38 protein-coding genes and 1 other annotated feature are annotated in these 24,695 nt (G+C 36.6%); of the genes, 34 read left to right on the forward strand and 4 right to left on the reverse strand.

The window, feature by feature from the left end; all coding sequences use genetic code 11:
* The first annotated feature begins 2 nt into the window (after nucleotides 1-2).
* From rplP to solA, 32 genes are all read left to right on the forward strand, one after another.
* Nucleotides 3-437: a 50S ribosomal protein L16 gene (rplP, locus tag AC0GLY_RS01440; protein ID WP_496611800.1), complete on the forward strand. Its 435-nt coding sequence runs from the start codon at nucleotides 3-5 to the stop codon at nucleotides 435-437.
* Entirely contained in the window at nucleotides 427-621 is a 195-nt protein-coding gene (gene rpmC, locus AC0GLY_RS01445; RefSeq protein WP_014082370.1) for a 50S ribosomal protein L29, read from the forward strand. The genes rplP and rpmC overlap by 11 nt, the downstream gene beginning before the upstream one ends.
* A gap of 28 nt (nucleotides 622-649) precedes the next feature.
* The gene (gene rpsQ / locus AC0GLY_RS01450; RefSeq protein WP_395319259.1) at nucleotides 650-916 is read left to right on the forward strand and encodes a 30S ribosomal protein S17; all 267 of its coding nucleotides are present in this window, start codon (nucleotides 650-652) and stop codon (nucleotides 914-916) included.
* A gap of 54 nt (nucleotides 917-970) precedes the next feature.
* A complete protein-coding gene (rplN, locus tag AC0GLY_RS01455; RefSeq protein ID WP_496611801.1) occupies nucleotides 971-1,339 on the forward strand; it encodes a 50S ribosomal protein L14 in 369 nt (122 codons plus the stop codon).
* Nucleotides 1,340-1,373: 34 nt separating this feature from the next.
* Entirely contained in the window at nucleotides 1,374-1,682 is a 309-nt protein-coding gene (gene rplX, locus AC0GLY_RS01460; protein ID WP_496611802.1) for a 50S ribosomal protein L24, read from the forward strand.
* Nucleotides 1,683-1,712: 30 nt separating this feature from the next.
* Entirely contained in the window at nucleotides 1,713-2,255 is a 543-nt protein-coding gene (rplE, locus tag AC0GLY_RS01465) for a 50S ribosomal protein L5 (RefSeq protein ID WP_496611803.1), read from the forward strand.
* 11 nt (nucleotides 2,256-2,266) lie between these two features.
* Nucleotides 2,267-2,452 carry a type Z 30S ribosomal protein S14 gene (locus AC0GLY_RS01470; protein WP_395319251.1) on the forward strand — a complete coding sequence of 62 codons (186 nt, stop codon included), beginning with the start codon at nucleotides 2,267-2,269 and terminating at the stop codon, nucleotides 2,450-2,452.
* A 32-nt stretch (nucleotides 2,453-2,484) separates the two neighbouring features.
* Nucleotides 2,485-2,883: a 30S ribosomal protein S8 gene (gene rpsH, locus AC0GLY_RS01475; RefSeq protein WP_395319249.1), complete on the forward strand. Its 399-nt coding sequence runs from the start codon at nucleotides 2,485-2,487 to the stop codon at nucleotides 2,881-2,883.
* 31 nt (nucleotides 2,884-2,914) lie between these two features.
* Nucleotides 2,915-3,454, forward strand: a complete 540-nt coding sequence (rplF, locus tag AC0GLY_RS01480) for a 50S ribosomal protein L6 (RefSeq protein WP_496611804.1) — start codon at nucleotides 2,915-2,917, stop codon at nucleotides 3,452-3,454.
* A gap of 38 nt (nucleotides 3,455-3,492) precedes the next feature.
* Nucleotides 3,493-3,849: a 50S ribosomal protein L18 gene (gene rplR, locus AC0GLY_RS01485; protein WP_496611805.1), complete on the forward strand. Its 357-nt coding sequence runs from the start codon at nucleotides 3,493-3,495 to the stop codon at nucleotides 3,847-3,849.
* A 21-nt stretch (nucleotides 3,850-3,870) separates the two neighbouring features.
* Complete coding sequence (rpsE, locus tag AC0GLY_RS01490) at nucleotides 3,871-4,374, forward strand: 30S ribosomal protein S5 (RefSeq protein WP_496611806.1); 504 nt, start codon at nucleotides 3,871-3,873, stop codon at nucleotides 4,372-4,374.
* Between the two features lie 12 nt (nucleotides 4,375-4,386).
* On the forward strand, nucleotides 4,387-4,572 hold the full coding sequence (rpmD, locus tag AC0GLY_RS01495) for a 50S ribosomal protein L30 (RefSeq protein WP_395319241.1): 186 nt from the start codon (nucleotides 4,387-4,389) through the stop codon (nucleotides 4,570-4,572).
* A gap of 30 nt (nucleotides 4,573-4,602) precedes the next feature.
* A complete protein-coding gene (gene rplO / locus AC0GLY_RS01500; protein WP_496611807.1) occupies nucleotides 4,603-5,034 on the forward strand; it encodes a 50S ribosomal protein L15 in 432 nt (143 codons plus the stop codon).
* Nucleotides 5,034-6,362, forward strand: a complete 1,329-nt coding sequence (gene secY, locus AC0GLY_RS01505; RefSeq protein WP_496611808.1) for a preprotein translocase subunit SecY — start codon at nucleotides 5,034-5,036, stop codon at nucleotides 6,360-6,362. Before rplO ends, secY begins: the two co-directional genes overlap by 1 nt.
* Nucleotides 6,363-6,369: 7 nt before the next feature.
* On the forward strand, nucleotides 6,370-7,023 hold the full coding sequence (locus AC0GLY_RS01510; protein ID WP_496612223.1) for an adenylate kinase: 654 nt from the start codon (nucleotides 6,370-6,372) through the stop codon (nucleotides 7,021-7,023).
* A 98-nt stretch (nucleotides 7,024-7,121) separates the two neighbouring features.
* Complete coding sequence (infA, locus tag AC0GLY_RS01515; RefSeq protein WP_014082356.1) at nucleotides 7,122-7,340, forward strand: translation initiation factor IF-1; 219 nt, start codon at nucleotides 7,122-7,124, stop codon at nucleotides 7,338-7,340.
* 26 nt (nucleotides 7,341-7,366) lie between these two features.
* Nucleotides 7,367-7,486, forward strand: a complete 120-nt coding sequence (gene rpmJ, locus AC0GLY_RS01520) for a 50S ribosomal protein L36 (RefSeq protein WP_014082355.1) — start codon at nucleotides 7,367-7,369, stop codon at nucleotides 7,484-7,486.
* Between the two features lie 20 nt (nucleotides 7,487-7,506).
* Nucleotides 7,507-7,857: a 30S ribosomal protein S13 gene (gene rpsM / locus AC0GLY_RS01525; RefSeq protein ID WP_496611809.1), complete on the forward strand. Its 351-nt coding sequence runs from the start codon at nucleotides 7,507-7,509 to the stop codon at nucleotides 7,855-7,857.
* 27 nt (nucleotides 7,858-7,884) lie between these two features.
* Nucleotides 7,885-8,271, forward strand: a complete 387-nt coding sequence (gene rpsK, locus AC0GLY_RS01530; RefSeq protein ID WP_041817915.1) for a 30S ribosomal protein S11 — start codon at nucleotides 7,885-7,887, stop codon at nucleotides 8,269-8,271.
* Between the two features lie 62 nt (nucleotides 8,272-8,333).
* Complete coding sequence (locus AC0GLY_RS01535) at nucleotides 8,334-9,284, forward strand: DNA-directed RNA polymerase subunit alpha (protein ID WP_496611810.1); 951 nt, start codon at nucleotides 8,334-8,336, stop codon at nucleotides 9,282-9,284.
* Nucleotides 9,285-9,305: 21 nt separating this feature from the next.
* A complete protein-coding gene (gene rplQ / locus AC0GLY_RS01540; protein ID WP_496611811.1) occupies nucleotides 9,306-9,686 on the forward strand; it encodes a 50S ribosomal protein L17 in 381 nt (126 codons plus the stop codon).
* Nucleotides 9,687-9,847: 161 nt separating this feature from the next.
* Nucleotides 9,848-10,672: an energy-coupling factor transporter ATPase gene (locus AC0GLY_RS01545; protein ID WP_496611812.1), complete on the forward strand. Its 825-nt coding sequence runs from the start codon at nucleotides 9,848-9,850 to the stop codon at nucleotides 10,670-10,672.
* Nucleotides 10,651-11,499 carry an ATP-binding cassette domain-containing protein gene (locus tag AC0GLY_RS01550; RefSeq protein WP_496611813.1) on the forward strand — a complete coding sequence of 283 codons (849 nt, stop codon included), beginning with the start codon at nucleotides 10,651-10,653 and terminating at the stop codon, nucleotides 11,497-11,499. Before AC0GLY_RS01545 ends, AC0GLY_RS01550 begins: the two co-directional genes overlap by 22 nt.
* Nucleotides 11,500-11,511: 12 nt before the next feature.
* Entirely contained in the window at nucleotides 11,512-12,312 is an 801-nt protein-coding gene (locus tag AC0GLY_RS01555; RefSeq protein WP_496611814.1) for an energy-coupling factor transporter transmembrane component T family protein, read from the forward strand.
* Nucleotides 12,312-13,115, forward strand: a complete 804-nt coding sequence (truA, locus tag AC0GLY_RS01560; protein ID WP_496611815.1) for a tRNA pseudouridine(38-40) synthase TruA — start codon at nucleotides 12,312-12,314, stop codon at nucleotides 13,113-13,115. Before AC0GLY_RS01555 ends, truA begins: the two co-directional genes overlap by 1 nt.
* 121 nt (nucleotides 13,116-13,236) lie before the next feature.
* Nucleotides 13,237-13,680, forward strand: a complete 444-nt coding sequence (gene rplM, locus AC0GLY_RS01565) for a 50S ribosomal protein L13 (RefSeq protein WP_496611816.1) — start codon at nucleotides 13,237-13,239, stop codon at nucleotides 13,678-13,680.
* 13 nt (nucleotides 13,681-13,693) lie between these two features.
* Nucleotides 13,694-14,086 (forward strand): 30S ribosomal protein S9, encoded by a 393-nt coding sequence (gene rpsI, locus AC0GLY_RS01570; protein ID WP_496611817.1) that lies wholly within the window; start codon nucleotides 13,694-13,696, stop codon nucleotides 14,084-14,086.
* A 153-nt stretch (nucleotides 14,087-14,239) separates the two neighbouring features.
* Nucleotides 14,240-15,922, forward strand: coding sequence for a D-lactate dehydrogenase (gene dld / locus AC0GLY_RS01575; RefSeq protein ID WP_496611818.1), 1,683 nt, complete (start codon nucleotides 14,240-14,242; stop codon nucleotides 15,920-15,922).
* Between the two features lie 125 nt (nucleotides 15,923-16,047).
* On the forward strand, nucleotides 16,048-16,380 hold the full coding sequence (locus AC0GLY_RS01580) for a hypothetical protein (RefSeq protein WP_496611819.1): 333 nt from the start codon (nucleotides 16,048-16,050) through the stop codon (nucleotides 16,378-16,380).
* A complete protein-coding gene (locus AC0GLY_RS01585) occupies nucleotides 16,367-17,215 on the forward strand; it encodes an SPFH domain-containing protein (protein ID WP_496611820.1) in 849 nt (282 codons plus the stop codon). The genes AC0GLY_RS01580 and AC0GLY_RS01585 overlap by 14 nt, the downstream gene beginning before the upstream one ends.
* A gap of 10 nt (nucleotides 17,216-17,225) precedes the next feature.
* Nucleotides 17,226-17,609 (forward strand): SMU1112c/YaeR family gloxylase I-like metalloprotein, encoded by a 384-nt coding sequence (gene gloA2 / locus AC0GLY_RS01590; protein ID WP_496612224.1) that lies wholly within the window; start codon nucleotides 17,226-17,228, stop codon nucleotides 17,607-17,609.
* A gap of 59 nt (nucleotides 17,610-17,668) precedes the next feature.
* Nucleotides 17,669-17,911 (forward strand) — a binding site (T-box leader).
* 45 nt (nucleotides 17,912-17,956) lie between these two features.
* Complete coding sequence (gene solA / locus AC0GLY_RS01595; protein WP_496611821.1) at nucleotides 17,957-19,084, forward strand: N-methyl-L-tryptophan oxidase; 1,128 nt, start codon at nucleotides 17,957-17,959, stop codon at nucleotides 19,082-19,084.
* A gap of 57 nt (nucleotides 19,085-19,141) precedes the next feature.
* On the opposite strand, the gene aroD is transcribed toward solA, so the two are convergent.
* The 4 genes from aroD to AC0GLY_RS01615 all read right to left on the reverse strand — a co-directional run bounded on the left by aroD (nucleotide 19,142) and on the right by AC0GLY_RS01615 (nucleotide 22,750).
* Nucleotides 19,142-19,879 (reverse strand): type I 3-dehydroquinate dehydratase, encoded by a 738-nt coding sequence (gene aroD / locus AC0GLY_RS01600; RefSeq protein ID WP_496611822.1) that lies wholly within the window; start codon nucleotides 19,877-19,879, stop codon nucleotides 19,142-19,144.
* Nucleotides 19,860-20,756: a shikimate dehydrogenase gene (locus AC0GLY_RS01605; protein WP_496611823.1), complete on the reverse strand. Its 897-nt coding sequence runs from the start codon at nucleotides 20,754-20,756 to the stop codon at nucleotides 19,860-19,862. The genes aroD and AC0GLY_RS01605 overlap by 20 nt, the downstream gene beginning before the upstream one ends.
* Nucleotides 20,746-21,954: an MFS transporter gene (locus AC0GLY_RS01610; RefSeq protein WP_496611824.1), complete on the reverse strand. Its 1,209-nt coding sequence runs from the start codon at nucleotides 21,952-21,954 to the stop codon at nucleotides 20,746-20,748. Before AC0GLY_RS01610 ends, AC0GLY_RS01605 begins: the two co-directional genes overlap by 11 nt.
* 514 nt (nucleotides 21,955-22,468) lie before the next feature.
* The gene (locus tag AC0GLY_RS01615; RefSeq protein ID WP_496611825.1) at nucleotides 22,469-22,750 is read right to left on the reverse strand and encodes a DUF2187 domain-containing protein; all 282 of its coding nucleotides are present in this window, start codon (nucleotides 22,748-22,750) and stop codon (nucleotides 22,469-22,471) included.
* 114 nt (nucleotides 22,751-22,864) lie between these two features.
* On the opposite strand from AC0GLY_RS01615, the gene AC0GLY_RS01620 reads away from it, so the two are divergent.
* Together AC0GLY_RS01620 and AC0GLY_RS01625 are read left to right on the forward strand one after the other, a co-directional pair.
* Nucleotides 22,865-23,509 carry a glycoside hydrolase family 73 protein gene (locus AC0GLY_RS01620; RefSeq protein WP_496611826.1) on the forward strand — a complete coding sequence of 215 codons (645 nt, stop codon included), beginning with the start codon at nucleotides 22,865-22,867 and terminating at the stop codon, nucleotides 23,507-23,509.
* Between the two features lie 13 nt (nucleotides 23,510-23,522).
* Nucleotides 23,523-24,614 (forward strand): ATP-grasp domain-containing protein, encoded by a 1,092-nt coding sequence (locus AC0GLY_RS01625; protein WP_496611827.1) that lies wholly within the window; start codon nucleotides 23,523-23,525, stop codon nucleotides 24,612-24,614.
* The last annotated feature ends 81 nt before the right edge of the window (nucleotides 24,615-24,695 follow it).

Genomic DNA, 24,695 nt, shown 5'->3' on the forward strand with positions numbered 1-24,695 from the left:
ACATGCTTGTACCTAAACGTGTTAAGCACCGTCGTGAATTCCGTGGTAAACTACGTGGACACTCAAAAGGTGGAAACTCAGTTGCCTTTGGTGAATATGGTTTACAAGCCATTGATTCACATTGGATCACTAACAGACAAATTGAAGCTTGTCGTGTTGCCATCACTCGTTGTATGAAACGTGGTGGAAAAGTTTGGATTAAAATCTTCCCTCAAAAATCATATACTGAAAAAGGTATTGGTGTTCGAATGGGTAAAGGTAAAGGTAGTCCAGCTGGATGGGTAGCAGCCGTAAAACGTGGTAAGGTACTTTTCGAAGTTGCCGGCGTTGACGAAGCTACTGCAATTAAAGCATTGACTTTAGCTTCAAATAAGTTACCTGTTCGTACTAGAATTATCAAACGTGAGGAAGTAGGTGGCGAATCAAATGAAGGCTAAAGAAATTGCTCAATTAACCACTGATGAAATGCGTGCTAAAGAACAAGATTACAAGAAAGAATTGTTTAATCTTCGTTTCCAATTAGCCACTGGTCAATTAGAAAATACTGCAAGATTGAGAACTGTTCGCAAAACAATTGCACGGATCAAAACTGCACTAAGACAAAAAGAATTAAATAAATAAAATACGATAAAAAGGAGGGTTTATTTATATGAGCGTAGAACGTAATGAACGTAAAACATATAGAGGTCGTGTTGTTTCTGACAAAATGGATAAAACTATTACAGTTGCTGTAGAAACTACAAAAACACATCCTACTTATGGCAAGCGTATTAAATATACTAAAAAGTACAAGGCTCGTGATGAAGAAGGTATTGCTAAAGTTAACGATATCGTTGAAATCATGGAAACTAGACCATTATCAAAGACTGTTCACTTCCGTCTTCTAGATGTTGTTGAAAAAGCCGTTATTATCTAGCTTGTATCGTTTTTATCGTATTATGATTTTTAAATCGAAGGGAGGACACTTGCGATGATCCAACAAGAAAGTCGTTTAAAAGTTGCCGACAACTCAGGTGCTCGAGAATTATTAACTATTAAAGTTTTAGGTGGTTCAAGAGTTCGTTATGCGGGCGTTGGTGACGTTATTGTTGCTACTGTTAAACAAGCAACACCAGGTGGCGTTGTCAAAAAGGGTGACGTTGTTAAGGCTGTTATTGTTAGAACTAAAGCTGCTTCACGCAGAAATGATGGTTCTTACATTCGTTTTGACGAAAACGCTGCTGTTTTAATTAATGATGATAAGAGTCCTAAAGGTACTCGTATTTTTGGGCCGGTTGCTCGTGAATTGCGTAATAACAACTTCATGAAGATCGTTTCATTAGCACCCGAAGTACTTTAATACTAAGAAGCAAAATCAAGGAGGTGCCAGATTAATGTTCTTAAAGACTGGTGACAAAGTTCGGGTTATTGCTGGTAAAGACAAAGGTAAAGATGGTCAAATCATCAAAACCATTGCAGCTGATAATCGCGTAGTTGTTGAAGGAATCAACAAAGTTAAGAAACACCAAAAGGCTTCTCAAGCAAACCCACAAGGTGGAATTGCTGATGTTGAAGCCCCAATCAATGCATCAAATGTAATGCTAATCGACCCATCAACTAATGAACCAACTAGAGTTAGTTTTGAAGTTAAAGATGGCAAAAAAATTCGTATTTCAAAGAAATCACACAAATCAATCGATTAAGATTGTAAGTGAAAGGAGGAAATTACTCGCATGTCTACTCGCTTAGAAGAAAGATATAAGAAAGAAATTCTCCCAGCACTAGTTGAAAAATTCAACTATTCATCAATTATGCAAGGACCAAAACTTGAAAAAATTGTTTTGAATATGGGTGTTGGTGATGCTGTAACAAACTCTAAAAACTTAGACGAGGCTGTTAATGAATTGACCCTAATTTCTGGTCAAAAGCCTCTTGTTACAAAAGCTAAAAAATCAATTGCAACTTTCCGTTTACGTGAAGGTATGCCAATTGGTGCTAAAGTCACTCTTAGAGGTGACAAAATGTATGACTTTTTGGACAAATTAATCAACGTTTCATTACCACGTGTTCGTGATTTCCATGGTGTTCCTAGCCGTTCATTTGACGGTCGTGGAAACTACACCTTAGGTATCAAGGAACAATTAATTTTCCCTGAAATCAGCTACGATGATGTTAACCGAGTTAGAGGTTTAGATATCGTACTTGTTACAACTGCTAATACTGACGAAGAAGGACACGAATTGTTAAGTCAATTTGGTATGCCATTCGCTAAATAGGAGGTTTTACATTGGCTAAAAAATCATTAGTTGCAAAAAGCAAACGTCCAGCTAAGTTCGCTGTTCAAGCTTACACTCGTTGCGAACGTTGTGGTAGACCTCGTGCGGTTTACCAAAAATTCCACTTATGCCGAATTTGTTTAAGACAACTTGCCCACAAGGGTCAAATTCCTGGTATGAAAAAAGCTAGTTGGTAGAATAAACAAACTTAAAAGGAGGTTGTACGTTCATGACTATGACAGATCCAATTGCAGATTTTCTAACAAGAATTCGTAACGCGAACATGGTTCGTCACAATTCTGTTGATATTCCTGCATCAAAAATTAAACGCAACATGGCCGAAATCTTAAAACGTGAAGGTTTTGTGAGTCGTGTTGAATATATCGAAGACGATAACCAAGGTGTTATCCGTGTTTACCTTAAATATGGTAAAGACAATCAACGTGTAATCTCTGGTTTGAAGAGAATTTCAAAACCAGGATTACGTTCATACGTTAAATCTGATGATGTTCCTAAAGTACTTAATGGTTTAGGTATTGCGATCATCTCAACTTCAAACGGTGTGGTTACTGACAAAGAAGCTCGTGCTCAAAAAGTCGGTGGAGAAGTATTAGCATACGTTTGGTAAAAAATAATTAAGAGATGGAGGTGTCTAACACATGAGTAGAATTGGTTATAAAACAATTGAAATTCCTGAAGGTGTAACTGTTACACGTGATGGTGACAATGTTACGGTTAAGGGCCCTAAGGGTGAATTAACTGCTATTTTTGCCCCTGACGTTGAAATGAACGTTAACGGTAATGAAATTAACTTTGAACCAACTGGTAAGTATGACAACAGAATGCGTGCCTTACATGGTACCCAACGTGCTAACCTTGCTAACATGATTGAAGGGGTAGAAAAAGGCTTCAACAAGACTTTGAAATTAGTTGGTGTTGGTTACCGTACCCAACTTAAAGGCTCAGATTTGATCCTTAATGTTGGTTATTCAAATCCTGTTGATGTTCCAGTTCCTGAAGACTTAGAAGTTAAAGTTCCTGATAACACCACAATTGAAATTGCTGGGATTAACAAGCAACACGTTGGTGACTTTGCTGCTAAAGTTCGCGAAATTCGTTCACCAGAACCTTATAAAGGTAAAGGTATTCGTTACGAAAATGAACACATTGTTCTTCGTGAAGGTAAGACTGGTAAATAATCGAATTTTAAATAAACAATAATATAGAGGTGACTATTTTGATTACAAAACCAAGCAAAAATAAAACACGTGTCATTCGACACAAACGTGTTCGTAATAAAATTGCTGGTACTGCTGAGTGCCCACGTTTAGACGTATTCCGTTCTAACAAGAACATCTACGCTCAAATTATTGATGACGTAGCGGGTGTAACGCTAGCTAGTGCCTCAACTCTTGACAAAGAAGTTGCAGAAGGTAATAAAACTGAACAAGCACAAAGTGTTGGTAAGTTAATTGCTGAACGTGCTCTTGACAAAGATGTTAAACATGTCGTTTTTGACCGTGGTGGTTACTTATACCATGGACGTGTAGCTGCTCTTGCAGGTGCTGCTCGTGAAAATGGACTTGAATTTTAATAAAAAGGAGGAATAAATCACATGGCTAAGTATATTGATCCAAATAAATTGGATTTAGAAGATAACGTTGTTGCCATTAACCGAATCACTAAGGTTGTTAAAGGTGGACGTAGATTACGTTTTGCTGCTTTAGCAGTTGTTGGTGACAAGAATGGTCACGTTGGTTTCGGTACAGGTAAAGCTCAAGAAGTTCCTGAAGCAATCCGTAAAGCGGTTGAAGCTGCAAGAAAGAACTTGATTGAAGTTCCAATTGTTGGAACTACTATTCCTCACGAAATCGTTGGTGTATACGGCGGTGGAAAAGTTATGTTGAAACCAGCCGAAGAAGGTTCTGGAGTAGCAGCCGGTGGTGCCGTTCGTTCCGTTATGGAATTAGCAGGTATCAATGATGTTACTAGTAAGCGTCTTGGTTCAGATACTAAGATCAACGTTATCCGTGCAACTTTCGAAGGTCTTAAAGGACTTAAGAACGCTAACGAAGTTTCAGATCTTCGTGGTGTTTCTGTTGATCATTTAGCTGAATAGGAGGATTTACAGATGGCTCAATTAAAAATCACTTTGATTCATAGTGCTGCTCATCGTCTTCCAAAACAACGTAAGATTGTGGAAGCTTTAGGTTTAGGACGTATTAACAGTAGCGTTGTAAGACCTGATAATGCAGCAACTCGTGGTGCATTATTTAAAATTGCTCACTTAATTAAGGTTGAACAAGTTAAAGATTAATTATTTTAAAGTAAGAGGAGGTGCAATTCAATGAAGTTAAACGAATTAAAATACGCTGATGGTTCTCGTTCAGAAAGAACAAGAAAAGGACGCGGTCGTTCAAGTAAAGGTAAAACTTCTGGTCGTGGACAAAAAGGTCAAAAGGCCCGTGGAAAGACTCGTTTAGGTTTTGAAGGTGGACAAATGCCATTGTACCGTCGTATCCCTAAACGTGGATTTACTAACATTAACCGTAAAGAAATTGTTATCGTTAACGTTGAAGAACTTAACGTATTTGACAACGGTGTAGAAGTTACACCAGAATTGTTAATCGAAGCCGGCATCATTAAGAATGTTAAAGATGGTGTTAAGGTTCTTGGTGAAGGAAAACTTGAAAAGAAACTTACAGTTTCAGCTAATAGATTTTCTGAAAGTGCCAAAAAAGCTATTGAAGACGCTGGTGGTAAAGCTGAGGTGATCTAATGTTATCTACCTTAAAAAGTGCATTTGAAGATAAAAATATTCGTAAAAAGATTCTTTTTACTTTGTTTGTTTTAGCTATCTTCCGATTAGGAGCTTATATTACAGTTCCTGGGGTTAATGCTAAAGCTCTTCAAGAAGTAGCTTCTTCTGGGTTAGTTAATGTTTTAAATATCTTCAGTGGTGGAGGATTAACTAACTATTCAATTTTTGCCATGGGTGTTTCTCCCTATATTACTGCACAAATTGTTGTACAGTTACTACAAATGGATATCGTTCCTAAGTTTGTTGAGTGGGGAAAGCAAGGTGAAGTTGGTAGGCTTAAGTTAGACAAGGTTACTCGTAGATTAACAATTGTCCTAGCCTTCGCTCAATCCATCGGTATTACCGCTGGTTTCAATGCTTTAAGTAGTTTACACTTAGTTGAAAATCCTGGGATTGCTACATATGCTAGCATCGGATTGATTCTTACTGCTGGAACCATGTTAACCACTTGGATGGGAGACATGATTACGGATAAAGGAATTGGTCAAGGAGTTTCAATGATCATTTTTGCTGGAATTGTTGCTAATATTCCTACTGGGTTCGAAAGTATTTATCGAGAATACATTCAGGGAACTCCAACTAGTGATTTGTGGCAACCAGCACTATTCATTGGTGGACTTATCATCGCAATGTTAGTAATTGTTACTTTCGTTACGTGGGTTCAACAAGCTGAACGTCGAATTCCAATTCAATATACTCGGCGAGCAACCGGCTCATCAAAAAGCAGTTATCTTCCATTAAAAGTTAACGTTGCTGGAGTAATTCCGGTTATCTTTGCTAGTGCATTTATCTCAACCCCACAGACAATTTTAATGTTCTTTACCAAGAACCATGGTAGTCAGGGTTGGTTTAAATTCATGTCAGAATTATTTAATATGCAAACCCCAATGGGTGCTACATTTTATACGATTTTGATTGTTGTCTTTACTTTCTTCTATGCGTTTGTTCAAGTTAATCCACAAAAATTAGCTGAAAATTTACAAAAACAAGGAAGTTACATTCCAGGAGTATGGCCTGGAAAATCTACCCAACTTTACGTTTCTCATCTTTTAATGAGATTAAGTACAGTTGGAGCATTATTCTTAGGATTTGTTTCTTTAATTCCTTTAGTTGCTCAAAACTTATGGAATCTTAATAGCTCAATTGGTTTAGGTGGAACTAACATCTTAATTATTGTTGGGGTTGCAATTGAAACCATGAATCAGATTAAAGGATTAACAATGCGCCAAGAATATGTAGGATTTATTCAAAATGAACCAAAAGACAACGATAAGGGAGATAAATAATATGTCAATGAATTTATTATTAATGGGTCTTCCTGGTGCTGGTAAAGGTACACAAGCTGAAGATATTGTTGAAAAATACAACATTCCACACATCTCTACTGGAGATATCTTTAGATCAGCGATAAAGGAAAAGACTCCAATGGGTGTTGAAGCTCAAAAGTATATTGATAAAGGTGAATTGGTTCCTGATGCGGTTACTTGTAAGATCGTTGAAGAACGATTGAAACAAGATGATACCAAGAACGGTTACCTCTTAGATGGGTTCCCAAGAACTTTGGAGCAAGCCCAACAATTAGAGATAATTACTGATAAATTAGGGAAAAAGCTAGATGCAGTGATTAACATTGATGTTGATCCTGACGTTTTAGTTGCTCGTTTATCTGGTCGATTCATTTGTAAAAACTGTGGTGCTACTTATCATAAATTGTACAAAAAACCTAAAGTTGAAGGTACGTGTGATGTTTGTGGTGGACATGTATTTTATCAACGAAGCGATGACGAACCAGAAACTGTAAAAAATCGATTGAAAGTAAACATGAAAATGAATACGCCATTAATTGATTTTTATAAGAATTTAAACTTATTGCACACAGTGAACGGTGATCAAGACATTGCAGATGTTACTAAAGACATTAATAAGATTCTTACCAATTTAAACTAAGGTCTTCTTAATTGTCGCTGAGGCAATGATATGCTATATTGAAGATTGATAGTGTTATTGGATTTGAATTGAATTAATCATGATTTTGGAGGATTGTTTTGTCTAAAGATAATGTAATTGAAGTAGAAGGAAAGATTACTGAAACCTTACCTAATGCGATGTTTAAAGTAGAACTAGAAAACGGTCATGCTATTTTAGCTCACGTTTCTGGCAAAATTAGAATGCATTACATTAAGATACTTCCAGGAGACCGTGTAACTGTTGAAATGTCACCATATGATTTAACTAAGGGTAGAATTACTTATCGATTTAAGTAATTTCCCTTTATTAGGAGGTTTATAAGATGAAAGTAAGACCATCAGTAAAAAAAATGTGTGAACAATGTAAAATTATTAAAAGAAAAGGCCGTGTGATGGTAATTTGTTCAGCAAATCCTAAGCACAAACAAAGACAAGGTAAGTAATTAAACAGGAGGTGGATTAAATGGCTCGTATCGCCGGAGTGGATTTACCACGTAACAAGCGTGTTATTGTTGCTTTAACTTACATCTATGGTGTTGGTGACGCAACTTCAAAAAAGGTTCTTGAACAAGCTGGTGTTTCAGAAGATGTTCGTACTCAAGACTTAACTCCTGATCAACAAGATAAGATTAGAGAGGCTCTTGATAACTTCCTTATCGAAGGAGATTTACGTCGTAAAGTAAGTATGGATATCAAGTTACTATCAGAAATCGGTTCATACCGTGGAATGAGACATCGTCGTGGATTACCTCTTAGAGGTCAACACACTAAAAACAATGCTCGTACTCGTAAAGGTAAGAGAACCAAGAAATAATAATTAAGAAGGAGGTTACTAGTTCTTATGGTTAAGAAAAATACTCGTAAGCGTAAAGCAAAGAAACATGTTGAATCTGGTGTTGCTCACATCCATTCAACATTTAACAACACATTGGTTATGATTACCGATGTTCAAGGTAACGCTATTGCCTGGTCATCAGCTGGTGCATTAGGTTTCCGTGGAAGTCGTAAATCTACTCCATTTGCTGCTCAAATGGCTGCAGAAGCAGCTGCAAAGACAGCAATGGAACATGGAATGAAGACCGTTGAAGTTGCTGTTAAGGGTCCTGGTTCAGGTCGTGAATCAGCAATTCGTGCATTACAAACAACTGGTTTGGAAGTAGCTGCTATTCGTGATGTTACTCCAGTTCCTCATAATGGTTGTCGTCCTCCAAAACGTCGTCGAGTTTAATTTTTTAATGAAAGTTAATTTTGTAAAAGACTCAACGCGGTTTGAAAGGGGTAGAAGTTAGAATGATTGAATTTGAAAAGCCTAACATTCATAAAATTGAAGAAACAAATAACTACGGTGAAGTAGTTGTAGAACCATTAGAACGAGGATATGGTACTACGCTTGGTAACTCATTGAGACGGATTTTGCTTGCCTCATTGCCCGGTGCTGCTGTAACTAGTGTTCAAATCGATGGTGTTTTACATGAGTTCTCTACTGTAAAAGGGGTTACCGAAGATGTTACTAAAATTATCTTAAACTTGAAAAAGCTTAAGTTAAGAATTGACTCTGAAGATAACGATCCTCATACCTTGAGTATTAATGTAACTGGTCCTGCTGATGTCACTGCTGCTGATATTACGACTGATAGCGAGACTACAATTCTCAATCCAGACTTGCATATCGCTACTGTCGCTGAAGGTGCAACTTTGCACATGACTATGACTGCTAATAAAGGTCGTGGTTTTGTATCAGCTGAAGAAAACAAAGCTAGAAACGATGATATGCCAATTGGTGTATTACCAATCGATTCTATTTATACCCCAATCGAACGTGTTAACTATCAAGTTGAAGACACACGTGTAGGACAACGTGATGATTTCGATAAGTTGACATTAGACGTTTGGACAGATGGTTCAATTTCTCCTTCCGATGCAATTTCATTAGCTGCTAAGATTTTAAGTCAACATTTAGAAATGTTTGTTGATTTAACTGATCGTGCACAAAATGCTAATGTGATGGTGGAAAAAGAAGAAAACCACAAAGAAAAAATGCTTGAAATGTCAATTGAAGAACTAGATCTTTCAGTTCGTTCTTACAACTGTTTGAAACGTGCTGGAATTAACACTGTTCAAGAATTAACAGACAAGTCAATGGCAGACATGATGAACGTTAGAAACCTTGGACGCAAGTCACTTGAAGAAATCGAACAAAAAATCGATGCTTTAGGTTTGTCATTTCGTAAAGAAGATTAGTTAAAAGGAGGATATCCATTTATGAGTTATCGTAAATTTGGTCGTGAAAAAGGCCCACGTCGCGCTATGCTTCGTAACTTGACTACTGAATTAATCGTTAATGGTCGTATCGAAACTACTGAAGCTAAAGCTAAAACGGTTAGATCTTCCGTGGATAAGATGGTTAGCTTAGGTAAACGTGGAGATTTGGCTGCTCGTCGTCAAGCTGCTGCTTACTTACAAAACATGATTGCTGATGTTACAGAAACTGACGATAAGATCAAGGTAACTACTGCTTTGCAAAAGTTATTTGATGAAATTGCACCAAAATACAAGGATCGTAACGGTGGTTACACTCGTATCCTTAAAACCATGCCTCGTCGTGGAGATGGTGCACCAATGGTAATCTTAGAATTTGTTTAATTATAAATAATGAGATAATAGCATAAATAACTGAATCACTAAATATGAGGCATAAAGCGTTATGATGATGGGAACACCCAAGTCTAGCTTGAATGTGGGTAAAACCAAGCGCCTTATATTTATGTGATTTTTTTATACATAAAATTAAAGGAAAGATGCTTATGCGACCTAAAATTGAATTTAATGCAGTATCATTTGCTTATCCAAATCAAGTTAAGGCATTGGACCAGGTATCATTTAGAATTAACTCAGGGACGACGGTTGCTTTAATCGGACAAAACGGAAGCGGTAAAAGTACAATTGCAAAATTAATTGATGGGCTTCTTAGTCCGACTGTAGGTGAAATTAAAATTGATGGTGTTCAATTAGTGGAAAATAATTTAGTTAACTTACGCAAAAAAATTGGAATTGTTTTTCAAAATCCTGATGATCAAATTGTCGGAGCCACAGTTGAAGAAGACGTAGCTTTTGGCTTGGAAAATCGTAATTTACCATTTCCTGTGATGCATAAGCGCGTTAATCAAGTCCTTAACGCAGTTGGAATGCAAGCATATGCAAATGTGAGCCCTAATTTACTTTCTGGTGGGCAAAAGCAAAAAGTTTCTTTAGCTCGTGCCTTAGCTTTGGAACCGTCAGTTTTAATTCTTGATGAGGCCATGAGCATGTTAGATCCCGCTGCAACAGCTGAAATCAAGCAAATTATTATAAAACTACAAAAGGCAACCAAATTAACGGTTATTTACATTACTCATGATATGAAAATGTTAGAATTAGTTGATGAAGTTTTAGCCTTAAATGCAGGACAGCTAATTTTTTCAGGAAAACCAGAAAAATTATACCAGCAACCCACTATTTTAAATGAGTTAGCCATGCAGCCACCATTTACTGAACAAGTTAAGGACCTTTTTAAAAAACATGGATATAATCCACCCGTTGAATATTTAGATAATGAGAGGTTAAGTGAATGGATAACCAAATTATTTTAAAAAACGTTAATTACACTTATGCTCAAAATACTAAATCTGCTAGCCAAGCCTTAAAAGATATCAACTTAACAGTCAGTGCAGGAGAATTTGTTACTTTAGTCGGTAAGACTGGAAGTGGAAAGTCTACCTTAGTTCGTTTGTTAAATGGATTATTGAGTGCAAGCTCTGGACAAGTAATTGTTAATGATACTTTGATTCAACAGAAAATGAAAAAAGTTGCATTATTGAAAATTCGTTCCCAGGTGGGAATGATTTTTCAATCGCCAGAGAAGCAATTATTTGCGGACACAGTTTTAGACGATGTAAGTTTTGGACCACAAAACTTTGGCAAGTCGAAGGTGGATGCGGAAAGTCTTGCTAAACAAATTTTAAAAGAAGTTGGAATTCCTGAAACATTGTTTAAGCGTTCTCCATTTGAACTTTCAGGTGGTCAGATGCGACGAGTAGCAATTGCAGGAGTTTTAGCCATGCAGCCTCCTATTTTGATTTTAGATGAGCCAACGGTCGGTTTAGATGAAATTGGTCGTAATGAAATCTTGACAATTGTTAAGCGACTTAATGAACAGCAACATGTGACCATTTTATTAATTACTCATGATATGAAGGTAGTTAGTGAATTTTCCAAACGAGTTATAATGCTTGATCATGGTCAAATAGTTAGTGATTCTGACCCTGCCGTCTTTTTTTTAAATATGAAAAATTCAGCAGGCTTACCAGATTCTGTTAAAATATATAAAGCATTATTACAAAACGGAATTAAGTTGTCCGATGTTCCTTTAAATCAGCAACAATTAGTTAATTTAGTGTTAAAGAAATTAAAGAAGTAGGAGGATGAGTATTTGAATAAGGCAGTTTTTGGGAATTATTTACCGGGTAATTCAAATATTCATCGTCTAAATCCGACTGCTAAAATTTTGGCTACGCTTTTAATTATTACTTGGATTTTATTTGCTAACAATCTTTGGAATTATGGGCTTTTAACGATTTTATTGATTGTAGAAGCCTATCTCTCCCAGATTGAAATTAAAACCATTTTAAGAGCAATTAAGCCCTTTATTTGGTTGATTATGTTTACAGTAATTATTCAAATTTTGTTTAGTCCCCATGGTCAGGTTTATTTTTCGTGGGGTCCAATTAAAATTACGGATTATGGAATTCAGCTTGCTGGATTGATTCTAATTCGGTTTATTTTAATTATTATTCAAGCAACAATTTTAACCATGACTACTTCACCAAATTCGATTGCTTTTGGGGTAGAAAAGTTGATTGGTCCATTACGTCATATTGGGGTTCCAGTGGAAACCGTAGGAATAATGATTTCAATTGCATTGCGATTTGTCCCCACCTTAATGGAGGAACTTCAAGTGATTATGGATGCTCAACGTTCACGTGGTGTAATGTTTAATCAAGGTGGAATTATTAAACGTTGCAAAAATATTATTTCATTAATTATTCCGCTGTTAGTGTCCTCATTTCGTCACGCCGACAATTTAGCTGATGCTTTAGGTGCGGGAGGTTATGAAGCTAATCAAACCAGAAGTAGTTATCGTCGATATCACTGGGATTGGTCAGATAGCATCGCGATTTTAATTGTAATTTTAGTTGGAATCACAGTTATTTTAATGAGGAACTTAAGTTAATGAGAAGATATAAAATTACATTTGCATATGATGGAACCCAGTTTGCGGGATTTCAGAAACAACCTAAGCAACGAACTGTGGAAGGTGTGTTAACTAAAATTGTGAACAGAATGGCTAAAAATCCATCATCAGAAATTGGAATTTATGGTTCTGGACGGACGGATGCAGGTGTACATGCGTTAGCTCAAGTGGCACATTTTGATTTTCCGTTTGCAATTCCAGCGGATAATATGCTTAAAGGATTAAACAGCATGTGTCCTTTAGATATCGAAATCTTGAAAGTTGAAATTGTAGATTCTGATTTTCATGCTCGTTATGACGTAACGGGGAAAAAATATCTCTACAAAATTTCGTTAGGGCGATTCACGGATCCCTTTAAACGGTTTTATACGGCGCATTGGCGCTTTCCCATGGACTTTAATAAGATGGAAATTGCAATTCAAGATTTAGTGGGAAAACATGATTTTTCTTCATTTGTGGCTTCGGGAGCTAAGCCTGGAAGTCGAATTCGAACGATTTTTTCGGTAAAAGCAATTAATGATGAAGCACATCAAGAAATTCAGTTTGAATTTTATGGCGATGGCTTTATGTATAATCAAGTTCGGATTATGACGGCCGTCTTAGTCGAAATTGGGATGGGTAAACGACCAATCCATGACATTCAACGCTTATTAAGCGTAAAGAATCGACAAGAAGCTCGCTTAACGATGCCAGCTGAGGGACTATACTTAAAACAGGTTTATTATCCGGGTGATGATCCAAAACATTCCCAAAAGAAGCATCAAAATCAGATTAATTCCTGAATTTAATTGACTTTTTGTCTTATAATTTGTAAAATGATATATGGTATTGTTTGCCCCACATTTAAGCCCCGGAAACTTATATTGGTGTCGAACAAAACAAAGAAACGCGGAGGAAAATATAGTGCGTACAACATACATGGCTAAACCCGGTGAAATTGAACACAAATGGTACATCATCGATGCTGCTGGAATTCCAGTAGGTCGTCTTGCAAGTGTTACTGCTTCAATTTTACGCGGTAAAAACAAAGTAACTTACACACCAAACGTAGACAATGGTGACAATGTAATTATCATTAATGCATCACAAGTTGCATTAACTGGTCACAAGGCCAAAGATAAGATGCACTATCACCACACTCAATACATTGGTGGAATTAAACAAGAATCATTTGGTAAATTGCGTGCTGAAAAACCTGAAAAGTTCATTGAACAAGTTGTTAAGGGTATGCTTCCTCACAACTCATTAGGTCGTAAGATCGGTTTGAAACTTCACGTTTATGCTGGTGAAGATCACAAGCATGAAGCACAAAAACCAGAAGTTTTAGATATTACTAACCTAATTTAAGGAGGATATACACATGGCTAAAGTTCAATACAGTGGTACAGGTCGTCGTAAAGACTCAGTTGCTCGTGTACGCTTAGTACCAGGTACTGGTAAAGTTATTATCAACGGTAAAGACGTTGAAGAATACATCCCTTTCCCTAGTTTACGAGAAGTTATTTTACAACCATTCAATGTTACTGAAACATTAGGTAACTACGATACATTAGCAAATGTAAATGGTGGTGGTTTCTCTGGTCAATCAGGTGCAGTTCGTTTAGGAATTGCTCGTGCATTGCTTGATGTAGATCCTGACTTCCGTGAAGCACTTAAGAGAGCTGGTCTTTTGACTCGTGATCCACGAATGAAAGAACGTAAGAAACCAGGTCTTAAGAAAGCTCGTAAGGCTGGTCAATTCTCAAAACGTTAAGATATATTTTTACGAATATGTTTATGAAACACTCATACCGTGTATGAGTGTTTTTTTGTTAGTTAAAACCAATCTTTATTGCTTCATTTTCTTGTATAAAGGGATACAATAAGGGTGTGAATATGATTTTGATAAAAAAGAAGGGTGACAAAAATGAAGGTTATTGATGAACTTGTAGACGTTGTCGGGAAAAGACATGTAATTACTTCAAAAGAACGCTCTGAACAATATCGTGAAGGTTATCGTTCTGGACACGGAGATGCTTTAGCTGTAGTTCGGCCTAAAACTTTATTAGAATTATGGAAGGTATTGGAGATTGTCCATCAGCATGATTTAATTGTGATTATGCAAGCTGCCAATACTGGTTTGACAGAAGGTTCTGTGCCTAACCAAAATGGTTATGATCGTGATGTTATAGTGATTAATACTTTACGAATGAAAGGAATTCAATTAATTGATGATAATCAGCAAGTGATTGTTTTTCCAGGAACAACTTTACATGCCTTAGAAACGACGCTTGATAAAGTTGATCGTAATCCACATTCTGTCATTGGTTCATCAACGATTGGCGCTACTGTGGTCGGCGGAGTTAACAATAATTCAGGTGGTGCCTTAATTCAACGAGGTCCTGCTTATACAGAATTAGCTTTGTATGCGCAAATTGATAAAAATAATCAGTTACATTTAGTCAATCATTTGGGGATTGATTTAGGAACAACTCCTGAAGAAATCTTAACGAATCTGGAAGAACACAATTATAATAATCAATCGATTCATTACAGCGAAGACCGAGTAGGACATAATCGTAATTACGAAAGCCGGGTTCGCGATGTTGATGCAAGCACCCCAACTCGTTATAATGCTGATTCCAAGGAACTTTATGAAGTTTCTGGTTCTGCCGGTAAATTAGTTACCTTTGCCGTTCGATTGGATACTTATCCAAAACCTAAAGCAGAAAAAGTCTTTTATATTGGAACTAATGATCCTGCAGTTTTAGAGGAATTAAGACGTCATATTTTAACAAAATTCAAATATCTTCCAGTTTCTGGGGAATACATGCACCGAGAAGCTTATGATTTAGCAAAAAAATATGGTAAAGATAATTTAATGGTGATTGATGACATTGGGACTAAGCCACTTCCATTCTTGTTTAATGCTCGAGCAGCTAGTGAACGAATCTTGCATCATATCCCTACATTTAAACCATATTTTGTAGATCGGACACTCCAAAAGCTTAGCGGAATTTTTCCTGACCAATTACCAAAACGGATGGAAGAATTTCGTGACAAATATCAACATTACCTTCAATTAAAGGTTGAAGATCAAGGCATCGATGAAGCTCGTGATTATTTGCAGGAATTTTTCAAAGATCATGAGGGTGGGTACTTTGAATGTACGCCTAAAGAAGCTAAAGTTGCTGCAACCCATCGCTATGTAACAGCAGCTGTTCCCATTCGTTATGCAGAAACTCATCAAAAAGATGATATTCAAATATTACCTTTGGATGTTGCTTTGCCAAGAAACGAAGAAGACTGGTTTGAAACCTTACCAAAAGAAATTGATGATAAGATTAAATACAAACTTTACTATGGACACTTCTTGGATCACGTTATGCATCAAGATTACATCTTGAAAAAGGGTGTTGATCCACATGAACTAAAACAAGAAATGTTGAAGATTTTAGACAAACGAGGTGCTAAATATCCAGCTGAACATAATGTTGGACATTTGTACCACGCTCCCGAAAATCTATTGGAACATTACAAAGAATGTGATCCAACCAACACTTTTAATCTGGGAATTGGAATTACTTCGACGAAGCGGGATTGGAAGTAAAAATTAAAATAAATAGTTTAAAGCCTCGTTATTAAATAGCGAGGCTTTAATTTATAGTAATTTTATCAAGAATATAGAAAAATGATAAAATATACAATAAAATGAATTTTAGTAAAGGAAAAAATATGACAAAAATCACCATCACTCTCAATCCTCAAAACGCCCACACCCTTGAACTGCTAGCCAACGCCAAAGGCATCACTGTGGCAGCCGAAATCGAGTCAATCATCGCCCAGCATTTTGCGAAACCAGAACTAATTGGGATGCCTGATTTAGTTGGTACTGAAATTAGTGGCAAGCAACTCCAATCGGATGGCATTGTAAAACTTAACGGTGTGTTATACTTTTACCAACTCGTCGGCAGTGCATTAAAGCCAAAAGTGACTTATGTAGTGGCTGATGTGACCGACCAAAAAGTTTATTTAGTCGATAAAGGAGAGTACCATGCTCGGAATTAAGATTGTGCAACAAAACAATGTCGGATTAGTGACCTTTTTAGGAAAATATTCCCGTCAATTTGAAAGTGGAATTCATTTTTATATTCCCATTTTGGAACATGTTAAATCCGTAAGTCTTCAATCACAACCGTTAGCGTTACCAGTGCAAACGGGGATTACTAAAGATAATGCCAGCATCAGTATCCAAGTTACGTTAAATTACCGGATTACTAACGCTGAACGTTATACTTTTGGCAACAGTAATTCAATTCAATCAATGGCTTACCAAGTTAGCGGAACGCTCCGTGATATTATTGGAAGTATGGATTTGGATGAAGTTTTGAACTCTACTGATAAGATTAACACGAAATTAATGCAAAACATTGGTGATTTGACTAACACTTATGGAGTCATGATTGAACGGGTTCAAATCGGCGACCTAACCCCTTCTAAAGGAGTTAGTGAAGCGATGGAAAATCAAATTACGGCCTCCAAGAACAAACAAGCCACCATTTCGGAAGCGCAAGGGAATGCAGAACAAATTCGTTTAAATACCGAAGCCCAAAATGCTGCGAAGATTGCAACGGCCAAAGCTGATAAACAACAAACCGAAATTCATGCCGATGCGCAAGCATATGCTACAAAGATTCAAGCCGATGCCGACAAGTATCGAATTGCGGAATTACAAGCTGCCTATGCTACTGCAGACGCTAAGTATTTCAATGCCCAATCGATTGATGCGATTCGCGCAGCTGGTACCGATGGTAATTTAATTATTGTGCCAAATGAAAGTAATAGTTTGTACGGTCAGTTAGCTGCTTTCAGTAAAATGCAAAAAAACAATGCAACCAAATAAGCGTGAAAAAATGAACTTTAGACAAATTCATCATATTGCCATCATTGGTTCCAATTACCATAAATCACTTCATTTTTATCGTGATATTTTAGACTTTGAAGTAATTCATGAACATCGACGTCCTAATAAAAGGGACGTGAAAATTGATTTAAAAATCAATGAGACAACTGAATTAGAGCTATTTATTAAGCCAGACGCACCCCAACGAGTTAATTATCCAGAAGCCCAAGGGTTACGTCACTTAGCTTTCTCTACAGACCAGATTGAAACGGATATAGCAGAACTTAAAGCCCAAGGTGTTGAAGTTGAAGCCTTACGGACGGATGATTATACTGGCGAAAAGATGGTTTTTTTCTATGATCCCGATGGCTTACCAATTGAATTACATGAATAAAGACCTTGACACTTTATGAATCGCAAGGTATATTGATAAAAACAAAATTTGATTAATAAAACAAAACGGAAGAGCAGAGTAAGGATTTAATTTGTCTCAGAGAGTTCCTGGTTGGTGAAAAGGAATGACAAGTTGATTTTGAAGATGGGCTTGGAGTTATTATCAGTGATAATTAGCTGATGACGGTTTTGCATCCGATACCAGCGCAAGGTTATTCCACCTCTGGAGCAACCTATTTTGAGATAGTTGGACGTGAGTCGACTATGAACAAAGGTGGTATCACGAAAGCATTCGTCCTTTTACTAGGGCGGATGCTTTTTTATTTATCAAAAACTAAAGGAGTATTGATGATGACAAAAGTATTTGATTTAGCAATTATTGGAACTGGTTCGGTTGGTTCAGCAGCTGGATATTATGCCAGTCAGGATGGACTAGACGTTTTAGAATTAGATTTAGCGCGACCCCCACATGACCAAGGTTCCCATCATGGGCAAACCAGAATTATTCGCCATGCATATGGGGAAGGAGAAAAATATTTACCATTAGTTTTAAAAGCCCAAGCATTATGGCAAGATTTACAAACGCAAAGTGGACGGGATATTTTTCATCAAACTGGGGTCTTAAATATTGGACCTCAAAATGCCGAATTTATCACTAACGTGGTTAAGACGGCTGAAGCCTATCATTTACCCGTTGATTATTTAACGGCAGCTGAAATTCAACAACGTTGGCCAAACTGGCATTTTGATGCTGATTATCGCGGCGTTTTTGAAAAAGATAGTGGCTATTTATTATCGGAAAATGCCATTAAAGCCTATCTGGCGGGTGCTGAAAATCAAGGAGTAACGCAAGACTTTTCGGCGAAAGTATTGTCGATTAAACAAATTGAACCAAATTTAGTTGAAATTAAAACGGAGCAACAGACTTATTTAGCTCATCAAGTTGCCGTGACAGCGGGAACTTGGGTCAAAGAATTATTACCTAATTTACCAATTCAACCACTACGTAAGGTTTTTGGCTGGTTCAAAATTGATGATCAGCAGCTTAACGAAGACGAAGGATTTAGCTGTTTTACCGTTGAGACAAAAAATGGCGAAACCTATTATGGATTTCCAGGCAAAGCTGGAAACATTAAAATCGGGCATCACGATGGCGGCCAACCAATTGAGCAACGAGCCGGCCGGTTACCTTTTGGAGAATATGCTAGTGATCGACGTGAAGTTGATGAACTTTTAAACGAACATTTAACTGGAACAGCAGGACTTGATCACGGAGCTTCATGTAGTTATGATTTATCTCCCGATGAAGATTTCGTGATTGATCGCGTCCCAGGGCAACCCAACGTGCAAGTAATTACAGGCTTGAGTGGCCATGGTTTTAAGTTTGCCAGTGTTCTCGGTAAAATTGTTGCTGATCGAGCCCAAAATAAACCAGATGAATTTGATTTAACTCCGTTTAAGCTGGACCGATTTTAAAATAAAAAAACTGATTGAGATGATTCTCAGTCAGTTTTTTATAAAATTATTTGGTATTTAAATTTTAAATTCATTTAATAGTTGGCGAACTTGGTTAACTGGTAATTGACCAGGTGCTGAACTAGCTCCTGCAGTGGCAAAGGTGATTGCTGAACCAAAGACGTTTCCACTAATTCGACTAATTTTACCTAAATTTCCCATTGACATGGTGACAAGTGGCTGACTTAACGTTTGGTTCGCAATTATGGTTGCTTGCAAAAGATTAGCAACATCCAGTGCCGTTTTTGGCATTACAGCTAGTTTAATGATATCCGCATTTGTAGTCCCCATTTTTTTCAAATCAATGCTTAAACTTTCTAAATTAGGGGTAGCTGTAAAATTATGCTGACTAAGAATGACGGGTTTTTGTAGTTTTTTAACGAAACTATCAGGGATCTGTTTCCATTCAACATCAATTGCTGCAACCCAAGCTTGCTTATTTAAAAATAAAATTAAATTTTGATAATTATCAGATTTGAAGGGGCCTTTGCCACCTTCTAAAATGGTTCTAAAAGTTACTAATAGTGGAACTTTACCTAAATGATGCTGAATCTTTTGACCAAGTTCACTTACTCTGGTTGGGTTATTCCAATCTGGATAGTCATCAATTCGCCATTCGATTAAATCGGGTTTAGCAGCTAAAATGTTTGGCAATTGGTTAAGAATTGCTTGTTCACTAGCACCAACCAGCGGAACGGCGATTTTAGTTTGCTTGCCTAACGTAACGGGGCCAAGTTTAACGATTTGCTTTGTCATTTGATTCCTCCGCAAACAAGATCTGATGAATGTAGTCAACTGGCATTGGTTTTCCAGTCCAAAGTTGAAAGGCTTCAGCACCTTGTTCTAGCATCATTTCTAGTCCATTCATTACGTTTTTAACGCCCGCTGCTTCTGCAATTTCCATTAATTTAGTGGTTCGTGGTGCATAGACTGTATCATAGACAATTAAGTCAGGATGGAACCACTCGGGATTGTTAATCAAACTTTTACCTTCTAATGGTTTCATCCCAACTCCAGTTGCATCAACGAGAATTTTGGAATTGGTCAACGAAGTTTTTAAAGCTTGCTGATCCTTGAGAGGAAATAAATCAGCCGATGCGGAGGTTTGTTCATTAATGATTTGGGCTAATTTTTTGGCATCTTGCCAGTTACCATCTTTGCGGTTAAACAAATTAACCTGTTTAACCCCATCTAAAGCAGCTTGGATTCCAATTGCAGTTCCAGCCCCACCAGCTCCAATTAAAGTCATAGTTTGGTTAGTGATATCTAAGTTGTGCTTTTTTAAAGAACGCATAAATCCAGTTCCATCAGTATTATAACCAGTTAAGACCCCATCATCGTTAACAACGGTATTAACAGCATTGATTAATTTAGCTGCTGGATCAATTTTATCTAATAAAGGAATTACTTTACGTTTATTTGGCATTGAGATATTAGTGCCGCGCATTTCCAAAGTACGTAATGATTGAATTGCTGCGGGTAATTTTTCTTGATCAATATCAAAAGCTAGATAAGCATAGTTTAGTCCTAATTTGTCGAATGCATGATTATGCATGGTTGGTGACATAGAATGACGAATGGGGTATGCCATTAATCCGATTAAAATCGTGTGTCCATTAATTTCAGTTTGCATGTGAATCATCCTTTCGCGTGTTTGTGTTTATAACAATTGTTGCACCCAGTACTAGTAAAAATCCAAGTATAGCAATGATTAAATTAGAGCAAAATGCAATTTGAATACTAGTTTTAGATAACCAACCACTGATAATGGGGACTAATAATGATGCAATACTACCAAAGAAGTAAAAGATTCCTGTAATTGTACCTCGATGCTGTGGATAAAGGTTCATAAACCAAGTTAATCCAGTTTGCATGACTCCACCAGCGGCACAAAAACCGAATAGAATACATCCGATTTCAGCGACTAATGGTTGTTGACCGATACTGACCAGTAATAGTGCAACAAGAGCTCCTAAATTAAGCGTGATTAACAGAAGCTGCTCTGAAACCTTTCGTTTTAATAACCAGTAAAGCATAAAAACCCCGATAATTGAGCCGATACTGTATAAGGATAGAAGAAAATGTGCAGTACTTTCATTGAAATGCAATGTTTTTTGAGCGAACAAGGTAATCCATTGAGTAAACCAAATCATCACTGCCATCGAAGTGAAGCCATAAAATGCTAACAAAACCGTTGCAATTCCTTTACGTTGCCGATTGACCTTAGGGTAACGTTTTATCTGATCAACGGTTGGAGCAACTTGTTGAGGAAAACGAAGGGGCATGATATTTAATAAGTTAATTAAAATCAAGCCAGCCATGATGATGAAAGCCCAACCAAACCAGAGTTGATGTTGATGTAAAGTTAACACAATGACAGGTAAAATAAATTCACCAGCGGAAATGAAAGCTTTTAAAATTACAGTCCCATGACCGTTTCCATCATTAATTTCTACTAAGGTTGTGTACGTTCCTGCATCAAGATTAGAATTTGCTAATCCGGCGATAATGGCTAATAGGTAAGCAATAATTAAATTGTTAGTCATAATCATTCCGACGGCGAAAATAAAATACCCAGCCATTCCTAAGTAAATGAAAAGTTTTCTATTTAAACGGTCAGAAAGAAATCCAGTGATGGGATATGCAATTAGTCGACCGATTCCAATTCCAGACATGATATAAGAAACGACAGCGATGGTAGTTGACCAACTGGTTGCGAGTGATTGCATATTTTGGGCTAAAATAATTAGTCCAAAACCATGAATGAAATAATTTAGATATAATCCAATTGATAATCGCCTTTTTGAGCTAATTGTATGATTAGTTTCCATATAAATAATCTCCTTTTTAATCAAAAATAAAAAGCCAGCTAGACTAACAAACATAATGTTAGTCTAACTGGCTCCTTCTATAATTTTTAATTTTAATTCGTAAAAATTAGTAAGGAGGGAACATTAACAATCATTAATGACCCAGCTAGATTAACATTGAACGTTAAAGTATCTAGCCGAGTGCTATTAATAACTCTGCTTAGATACAGACATGACCGTCTGTATCTAATTTAAGCATACAAACGGTTATATAAACCAAGCAAAGCTATAATAATTAGCAGTTAATTGTGCCAAAGTATTTTTAATATTTTGTTTCCAATTACTAATAATCATTGTTTAAATTCCCTTCTTTTTAGATTGTTTTAATTTAAACACCGAACAAAAGCTATGTCAACATCTTTTTATTACCTTTTTTATGTTTTTTATCCATCAATTTATCTTTTTGTTCGTTTTTTACCTTAATATGTACTAAAAAATGGCTGGGTTTAAATCACAGCCATTTTTTGTGTAAAAATTATTTTGTTTCGTCTTTTTCATCGGTTTCAGGTTCTTCAACTTTTTTTGGTCGAGGACCTTGCTTAATCATGGTTAAGTCTTTCCAGTTAATGACAGTCTTATCGTGGTAACTGTCTAAAATGTCTGGATCATCTGTCTTAAAATAGACTAAGAAGGCATTTTTGTAACCTTTTTCAATAGTTCCCGTAAAGTCATCTTTTTTAATCTTGAAACCAACTACATCACCGACTTCAAAGGGTGACTTTTCCGTTTCGGTTAATTCATCATTTTTCTTTGGCAAGATTGTCGCCTCCTTGTTTAATACTCAGGCAAAATATTTCAAAATACTATACTAGTTAATTATAACCTATTTTGTAGTACAATTTAAGTATATCGAAAGATGCAGGTGTTTAATTTGGCAAAAAAAAGACGGCGTAAAAGTAGGCGTCCACGTAAAACTAAGAAAAGTAGCTTTTCTGGGTATGGTCTGATTGTAATAATGGTCTTGGCTGTATTTTTAGCAGTTGGGATTATGAAGTTCGTCCAATCACCGGCTTTTATGTACTATGATCAAAATAATATTAATCAAACCGATAAGGATTTTGTTAATAAAATTTTACCAGAAGCAGTTGTGGTCCAGAAAAAATATAATATTTTAACTAGCATTACATTAGCCCAAGCAATTTTAGAATCAAATTGGGGAAAGAGCGAGTTAGCTGCTAAATATCATAATTTATTTGGGGTCAAAGCAGATGCTAATCAACCTGGAATTGATTTAACCACGACGGAATATCGCAATGGAAAAGCTGAAACGGTTACGGGTCGCTTTCGCGTGTACGATAGCTGGAAACAATCAATTGACGAACATGCTAAGCTATTAGCTCACGGAACGGATTGGAATTCCCTTCAGTATAAAGAAGTTGTGCAAGCTGATAATTATCGAGATTCAGCCAAAGGATTAAGTGTCGATGGCTACGCGACTGATCCAGCATATGCCCAAAAGGTAATTCAAATTATAGAGAAGTATCATCTGAATCAATATGATCGAAGCAAAGAATAAGGAGCGATTTGTTATGAGTACAGCATTACTAAATCCAGGTGCAACCCTTGGAGTGATTGGGGATAATCTCAACGGATGTCAAATTGTTAAAGAGGCTAAAAATTTAGGGTTAAACGTTGGAGTTTTAACGAGTATCTCTGAAAGTAAAATTAAACACTATGCAGATTTTGTAATTGTGGGCGATTTTAAGAATCGTGCTACTCTCAAAGAATTTGGGCAACGTTGTGATGTGGTAACTTATGCGACTGATATGATTGATGTCGAAACGGTTCAATTTTTATCTCAATTTACTAAAGTTCCTCAGGGAACGAGTCTTTTGGAAATTTCTCAAGATCGAGCTTTGGAGCATGCCTTTTTTGATCAAATTAATGTGAATAGTGTTCCTTACATAACGGCAATTGGAATTGAAGACTTGTATCAAGCCAGTGATTCCATTGGGTATCCAGCCATTTTAAAACCCATTGTAAAAACACTTGGTAAACATAATCAATTTAAAATTGGGTCGAAAAGTGAAATTGATTTAACTAAGCCACTCTTTGGTCATGGGACCTTTATCTTAGAATCAGATATTGATTACTTGCATAAATTTGCGGTATTAGCGACGCGTGATCAGGCTGGCAAGTTGATTCAATTTCCAGCAGTGGAGTATCATGATGCTGCTAATGGAAAGTCGGTAGTAATTAATGCTGAGTTTACGGATATGAAAGCAGCCATTACTGAAATGAAACGAATTACTAGTGAAGTTGCCAAAAACATTGATTACGTAGGGACATTTGAGTTAACCTTTGGCTTTGATAAAAATGAAAACTTATACGTTTGCGGAGTTCGCCCAGCTACCGCTTCAGTAGGTTATATTTTCAATCTAGGCATGAACATTAACCAATACCGAGAACACCTACGAGCCTTAGGAAATTTACCTTTAACTGAGGTTAACAAGTATTCAGATGTTATTTTAAAATCATTTACTCCTGAAGAATTACCTGCCATTTTAACAGCTCGGGCTAGTGAACCTGATTGGCAATTGAGTTTTGAACATCAATGTTTACTAATTCCAACGGATGATGTAATTAAGACCGAAGCCAGCTTTAAACAATACAATTTATAAATATCATAAAAATGATAGAGTCGGCATTTATGCTGTCTCTATTTTTGCTATAATTAAAGTAAGAGAAATTTTTGGAGGACG

Source organism: Fructilactobacillus sp. YLN 2507 (assembly GCF_059614085.1).